We start from the raw sequence: 6,276 nt of genomic DNA, 5'->3' as shown, positions 1-6,276 counted from the left end.
GGTCGGTGGACAGGCCGGCGGCACGCCGCCGGTCGCGCCAGCGCCACTTCAGGGCGAGGCCGCAGAGCATGGCGGCCTCGCTGGAGCCGGTGGTCGAACAGCCCACCGCATCGGCGTCACCACCCTCGCCGGCCGGCGCGTGCCAGAGGTCGGCGAGGATGCTGACGCAGCGCGACTCGATCTCGGCCGTCTGCGGGTACTCGTCCTTGTCGACGATGTTCTTGTCCAGGCACATGTCCATCAGGCGGCGGACCTCGTCGTCGGTCCAGGTGGTGCAGAAGGTGGCCAGGTTCTGCGCGGCGTTGCCGTCCAGGAGCAACTCGTTGCGCAGCAGCTGGAAGACCACGGACGGCGGAGCGGAGAACTGCGGCATCGACCGCTTGGGCAACGCCCGCTCGCTCAGCGGAGAGGCGAAGATGTCGATGGCCGGGTCGGCCGCCTGCTTCTGTACCTTGTGCAGAGCCACCAGTCACCTCACGTGTCAGCCATCCCATCAGACTCGAATGAGACATTACGGACATGGCCACGGCTCGGCATGGGGACGTACGCCATCCCGGGCACGCTGGATGAGTGAGTCCGACGTTCGTGCTGTTCACGACTGCAGCGGAGGATAACCCTCTGGCGCATGTGTGATTGCCGCCTGGACCGACCCTTCCGGCGGCACTGTCGGGGTTCACCGGCGCCCATGTGGCTCTTCGTCGCCGGATCAGGCGACCCCCGAGAATGACGGACGCCTGTGATTGGTCAAGTGCCGCTCCTCCGCTCGGCACTGGATCCGCATCGCCCGCACCCGAGGAGCTGAAGTTGGACAGAGGTCGGGTGGTGCTCGCTCATGCGCAGGGCACCGGCGTGTTCGGCAAGTCGCGCGATGTCAGGGGACTGGGGCCGCGCGGAGGCGCAGGAGAATCCGCCTGTGGAATGCCATGTGAGCACGTGAGTGGCGCCGGGTTCGAAGCCTCGCGGCCTTGTACCACGCACCCGACTCAGTGCGCTCGATGTTCGCAGCACTCTCTCGATACTGATCGGTGGCCGGAGTCGGTATCGGTGACGTGGGGCTCCGTCAAGCGAATGCGTGAAAGGGCAACCTCCATTGCGGGGCGCATGGGCTGGCGCTGCGAACAGCGACCTCCTTCGCAGCCCGCCCTTCGAAACACACGTCCAGGCTCGCGACCCCAGATGACGAGCCGCGCGAAAGGGATTAGCATGAATAGAACACGGACGCAACTGTGGAATCCGCTCTCTGGCCTCAGGTGATGCACCGAGGGTTCGAGAATGCCAGAAGGTCCATGGCCCGACGAGGCCACGTTGACGGCGGATACACGCACATCACATTCATCTGGCGACCGGGAGCCTCCGTGACCGATCGCGCGAGGAGGAAAAACGAACTCGTGCGTCAATGAATGGCAAAACCCGCGAGAAGGGTTCATCATGCAGGCAATCAGAGTGAAGCGGCTCTTCGCCGTATCTGCCATCGGTGTCCTGATGGCCGGTGGCGCGGCGCTCGGCGCCGCAGGTGCCGCCTCGGCGGCTGTACCCACGCATCCCGTCACTTCTGTCACCGTCGTCCACGGCGGCGGCGACGATGACGACAGCGGCTACGGAGGGTACAACGACGACTGGGGCGGAGGATATGACGACGGCTGCTGACGCAGCGAATCACACTGTGTGGTCTGCCGATCCGGCGGGCCGCACAGCGGCGTGCGAGTACCCCACCAACCACCAGGGCGTCATCAACGCCGACACCCGACGGGCGTCCGCTCCAGCTGAGAACGTGACAGGAATATAGCGTCCTCGTATATGAAACCAGGCCGACCGGTTTCTGCGCCGGCTCCAGGCCTCGGCCGGGGAATCCGGCACTCACCCGTAGCCCTCAATTGGACTTGGCCGCCGCCTCGTTGTTCCCCAACCGTGGCGACAACCGAGGAGACGCAGACCCGCAGTCCGTGCGGAACGTCCCGGGCACTCCCTGGTCGCCGAGGAAAGGCGCAGCGACCGGGGGCTTCCGCCCAAAGGCGCACATCGCGATCCCTCCGGCAACCTTCCCAAGGGGAAGCCCTCTTGCCATCAGGCCACCAGCTCGTAGATGCTCCCCGCCGTCAGCCACAGGCCGACAAGCACGGAGATCCTGACGATCAACTGGTCCTGGTGCTGCTCAGTCCAGGTCCGCAGGCCGTTCAACCTGGCCTCCGCCGCTGCCGGCGCGCAGACCTCATACGTTTCCATGGCGACGAGGCTGAGCGTGGCCAGCAGACAGTAGCCGGTCAGTACGAGCCAGTCGGTGAGGGACGAGAGGTTCGCGGCGACGACCGTCGCGGCGTCGGCACCGACCAGCGCCCAAGGCTGTGGCAACCAGGCCAGGCGGCCGTGGCCAGTGAAGCGCCGTCAACCTTGGCGGTCCAGCGCGGCGGGCCGTGCGGGCGGGGCGGCCGACACCGCCGGTACGCGCCATAGAGCACCAGCCCCAAGCCGATGGCGAGTTTCACACACGCAGCCGCGGTAGACGGCGCGGTGTGGCGGGCCGGGGGCTCCCCACCGGTCAACAGCAACACACATGTGATGATCACAACCAGGTTGACGAGCCACGACAAAAGGAACGCCAAGCCCTTGCGGACTCCACGCCGCGAGGAGATCAGCAGGATGAACGCACTGTTGTGCAAAGGCCCCAACGTGATGGCCGTACCGATCACGAGTAGATCGAGGGCCATCAACGCAGTCACTCCAGAAATGTCAAGGCGTCTACCACTTTGGAGCCTGCGGTGGCGCAGGGCGCCAGGCCGATGGGGCCGGAGGCGGACCGGGATCCCCTCGGGATGTCCGGCAGAGCAGCGGAAAGGTAGTGCCTGGCGGAAGCGACGCTAGGCAGACGCAGCTGCTCTGAAACCGGGCACCTGCTGTACCAGGCCGACGGAGCGCAGAGCTCATGAACTTCCTGCGGGTCGGAGGTCGGGCGCACGGGTGCGCCCGAATTGGGCCGTATGGGCAGAAGTCTGCAACGGTCCCACGTGGCTGACGGTGAGGGCCGAAACCTACTGACACCGGAGGCTGGAACCCCTGGCCGGACCGGGATCCCCAGCAGGGCCCCCACCCCGCTTATGCGCTTCACCCGGTTTCGGCGTGCGCGCCGACGTGCGAAACGCCGCAGGAGGCGGAGCCGGACGAGGCGGTCTTCGGGCGGGCTCCCCCGGAGGGAGTTCGGCCGCGCCATGGCGCGGTAGGCCAGTGTGGGTGCCGCTGCCGTATCGCCGAGTGCGCCGGCGGCTCCGCCCGTGGAGTGGGGGTGGGGCACATAGAACGACGCCCGATTGTGACGGCCCGCCACATATGCCGCTGACCTGCGGACTTCTACGTTGTGGCGACACCGATCGTCCCCGCAGACCCCTTGGAAGTGGTGTTCATGGCCTCCCCCGAGACCGCTCCCCCGACCTCCGGATCCATCAAGAGAGTCGTCGCCGCCAGCCTCATCGGAACCACCATCGAGTGGTACGACTTCTTCCTCTACGGATCCGCCGCCGCGCTCGTGTTCAACACGCTGTTCTTCCCCTCCAGCGACCCCCTCGTGGGCACCCTGCTGGCCTTCCTCACCTATGCCGTCGGCTTCGCCGCGCGGCCGCTCGGCGGGATCGTCTTCGGACACTACGGTGACCGGATCGGGCGCAAACGGCTGCTGGTGCTCAGTCTGTTGATGATGGGCGGGGCGACCTTCGCGATCGGGCTGCTGCCGACGCACGCGAGCGTCGGGGTCGGGGCGCCCGTGCTGCTGACCGTGCTGCGCCTGGTGCAGGGGTTCGCGCTGGGCGGGGAGTGGGGCGGGGCGGTGCTGCTGGTCGCCGAGCACGGGGACGACCGGAGCCGGGGTTTCTGGGCCTCCTGGCCGCAGGCCGGAGCGCCCGGCGGGAACCTGCTGGCCACCGGGGTGCTGGCGTTGCTGGCCGCCGTCCAGTCGGACGAGGCCTTCCTCGCCTGGGGCTGGCGGATCCCCTTCCTGCTGTCCGGAGTGCTGGTGGTGATCGGGCTGTGGATCCGCGTGTCGGTCTCCGAGTCGCCCGCCTTCCTGGAGGCGCGGGCCCGGGCCGAGGCCGAGGAGGCCGCGGGGGCGAAGCAGCGGCCGCCGGTGGTCGAGGTGCTGCGCACCGGCCGGCGCGCAGTGCTCACCGCGATCGGTGTCCGGCTAGGCGAGAACGTCTCGTACTACGTCCTCACCGCCTTCCTCCTGGTCTACGTCACCGCCCACCTGCACCTGCCGAAGGCCGACGCCCTGAACGCCGTACTGATCGGCTCGGCCGTCCACTTCCTCGCCATTCCGGCCTGGGGTGCCCTGTCCGACCGGATCGGCCGGCGGGCGGTGACCCTCGTGGGCTCGGTCGGCATGGCGGGCTGGGCGTTCGCCTTCTTCGCCCTGCTGGACTCACGATCGTTCCCCGTGATCGCCGTCGCGGTGACCGCCGGGCTGCTGCTGCACGGGGCGATGTACGGTCCGCAGGCGGCCTTCATCTCGGAGATGTTCGACACCCGGGTCCGCTACTCGGGGGCCTCGATGGGGTCGCAGCTCGCCTCCATCGTGGGCGGGGCGCTGGCCCCGATCATCGCCGTCGAACTCCTCAAGGACTACGGGTCCTCCGTCCCGGTCTCCCTCTACGTGTGCGCGACGGCGCTCGTGACCACCGTGACCGTGCTCTTCGCCCGGGAGACCAGGGGACGCAGCCTCACCCGGTCCGAGTCCGAGTCCGCGTCCGGATCGGGGTCGGGGCCCGGTTCAGGGGCCGCCCCCGTCCGGGCCGGCCTCGGCGGCTGACGGCGCCCGCACCCGCGCCGTTAAGCTCACCGGCATGACGGACCCCACCGCCGGACGGACCGCCCTGCGCGACCTGCTCGGGCTGCTGGCCCGGGGCGCGCCGGCGGAGGACTTCGCGCGGGCGGCCACGGCCGCCCGCTCCGCCGGTGCGGACGCCGGGGAGCTGGCGGCCGTGGAGGAGGCCACGGCGGTGGCACTGGAGGTGCACCGGACGCTGCTGCAGCACCGCACGCGCGAGGCGGAGCTGACCGCGCTGTTCGACACGGCGGGTGACCTCGCGGCGCTGCGGGACCTGGACGCGGTGCTGCGGGCGATCACGCACCGGGCCAAGCAGCTGCTGCATACCGACGTCACCTACCTCTCGCTCATCGACGAGGCGGCGGGCGACACCTTCATGCGGGTCACCGAAGGTTCGGTGTCGGCCGCCTTCCAGCAACTGCGGCTGGGGATGGGCGAGGGGCTGGGCGGGCTCGTGGCCCAGACCTCCCGCCCGTACGCGACCGGGGACTACCAGAGCGACCCCCGCTTCCGGCACACCGGTCCCATCGACAGCGCCGTCGCCGAGGAGGACCTGCGGGCGATCCTGGGGGTGCCGTTGCGGCTGGGCCCGAGGGTGATCGGGGTGCTGTTCGCCGCCGACCGCAGCCCGCGCGCGTTCTCCGCGCGCGAGGTGGCCCTGCTGTCCTCGCTCGCCGACCACGCCGCGATCGCCATCGACGGCGCCCGGCTGCTGGAGGAGACGCGTCAGGCCCTGGCCGAGCTGAACGCCGCGTCGCGCACCATCCGGGAGAACAGTGACGCGCTGCGGCGGGCCGAGCAGGCGCACGACCGGCTGACCGGTCTCGTACTGCGCGGCGGGGACATCACCGAGGTCGCGGCGGCGATCGGCACCCTCCTCGACGGCGGCACGCTGATCCACGACGCGGACGGCGTGGAGCTGGCCCGCGTACGGTCGGACCCGCGGCCGCCGACCGCCCGGGCCGTGGTCGCGTCGCGGAGCGGCGGGCGGGCGGTGCCCCTGGAGGGGACCTGGGTGTGCGCGGTGCTGGCCGGCCCGGAGCTCCTGGGCAGTGTCACCCTCACCGGCCGGGCCGGTCTCGACGACGCCGGACGGCGCCTGTTCGAGCGTGCCGCGATGGTCACGGCGCTGCTGCTGCTCCTGCGTCGTTCGGTGGCGGAGACCGAGGACCGGATACGCGGGGAGCTGCTGGGCGACCTGCTCAGCCCGTCGGCGGATCCAGCGGGACTGGCGGTGCGGGCCCGTCGGCTGGGGGTGGACCTCGGGCGTCCGCACGCCCTCTTCGTCCTGCACAGCGCGGCGGCCCCGCGCCCGCGGCTGCTCGCCGCGGCGGCCCACCGGGCCCGTGAGCGGCGGGGTCTGGCGGGGGTGCACCACGACCACGTCGTGCTGCTGGCGCCCTCGGACTCCGGGGGGGCGGACGCCCCGGCGCTGGCCGCCGCGCTCGGGCGGGCGGTGGGCGGCC

Annotated in this window: 6 protein-coding genes; 3 read left to right on the top strand and 3 right to left on the bottom strand. The window is 70.3% G+C overall.

The window, feature by feature from the left end:
- A partial coding sequence (locus ACEPPI_RS39440) for a pyridoxal-dependent decarboxylase (protein ID WP_373920069.1) occupies positions 1 to 466 on the bottom strand: 466 nt, incomplete at its 3' end.
- A 962-nt stretch (positions 467 to 1,428) separates the two neighbouring features.
- Here ACEPPI_RS39440 and ACEPPI_RS39435 point away from each other — a divergent pair.
- Positions 1,429 to 1,647, top strand: a complete 219-nt coding sequence (locus ACEPPI_RS39435) for a hypothetical protein (protein WP_373920068.1) — start codon at positions 1,429 to 1,431, stop codon at positions 1,645 to 1,647.
- Between the two features lie 417 nt (positions 1,648 to 2,064).
- Here the strand turns inward: ACEPPI_RS39435 and ACEPPI_RS39430 are convergent, their stop codons facing one another.
- Together ACEPPI_RS39430 and ACEPPI_RS39425 are read right to left on the bottom strand one after the other, a co-directional pair.
- Positions 2,065 to 2,349: a GAP family protein gene (locus ACEPPI_RS39430; RefSeq protein ID WP_373920067.1), complete on the bottom strand. Its 285-nt coding sequence runs from the start codon at positions 2,347 to 2,349 to the stop codon at positions 2,065 to 2,067.
- Entirely contained in the window at positions 2,262 to 2,705 is a 444-nt protein-coding gene (locus ACEPPI_RS39425) for a GAP family protein (protein WP_373920070.1), read from the bottom strand. The genes ACEPPI_RS39430 and ACEPPI_RS39425 overlap by 88 nt, the downstream gene beginning before the upstream one ends.
- A gap of 689 nt (positions 2,706 to 3,394) precedes the next feature.
- Between ACEPPI_RS39425 and ACEPPI_RS39420 the strand changes: the two genes are divergently transcribed.
- Both ACEPPI_RS39420 and ACEPPI_RS39415 read left to right on the top strand, forming a co-directional pair.
- Positions 3,395 to 4,792, top strand: coding sequence for an MFS transporter (locus ACEPPI_RS39420; protein WP_373920066.1), 1,398 nt, complete (start codon positions 3,395 to 3,397; stop codon positions 4,790 to 4,792).
- A gap of 34 nt (positions 4,793 to 4,826) precedes the next feature.
- Positions 4,827 to 6,276, top strand: a 1,450-nt coding sequence (locus ACEPPI_RS39415) for a GAF domain-containing protein (protein WP_373920065.1), incomplete at its 3' end; no start/stop codon positions are given.

This window comes from Streptomyces sp. AB3(2024), from assembly GCF_041862025.1.
Taxonomy (GTDB): domain Bacteria; phylum Actinomycetota; class Actinomycetes; order Streptomycetales; family Streptomycetaceae; genus Streptomyces.
This window is presented reverse-complemented; position numbering and strand designations above follow the sequence as displayed.

Excerpts from the sequence above, each read along its gene's own strand:
- ACEPPI_RS39435 (WP_373920068.1), top strand. The coding sequence starts at position 1,429 with ATGCAGGCAATCAGAGTGAAGCGGCTCTTCGCCGTATCTGCCATCGGT.
- ACEPPI_RS39425 (WP_373920070.1), bottom strand. The coding sequence starts at position 2,705 with ATGGCCCTCGATCTACTCGTGATCGGTACGGCCATCACGTTGGGGCCT.
- ACEPPI_RS39420 (WP_373920066.1), top strand. The coding sequence starts at position 3,395 with ATGGCCTCCCCCGAGACCGCTCCCCCGACCTCCGGATCCATCAAGAGA.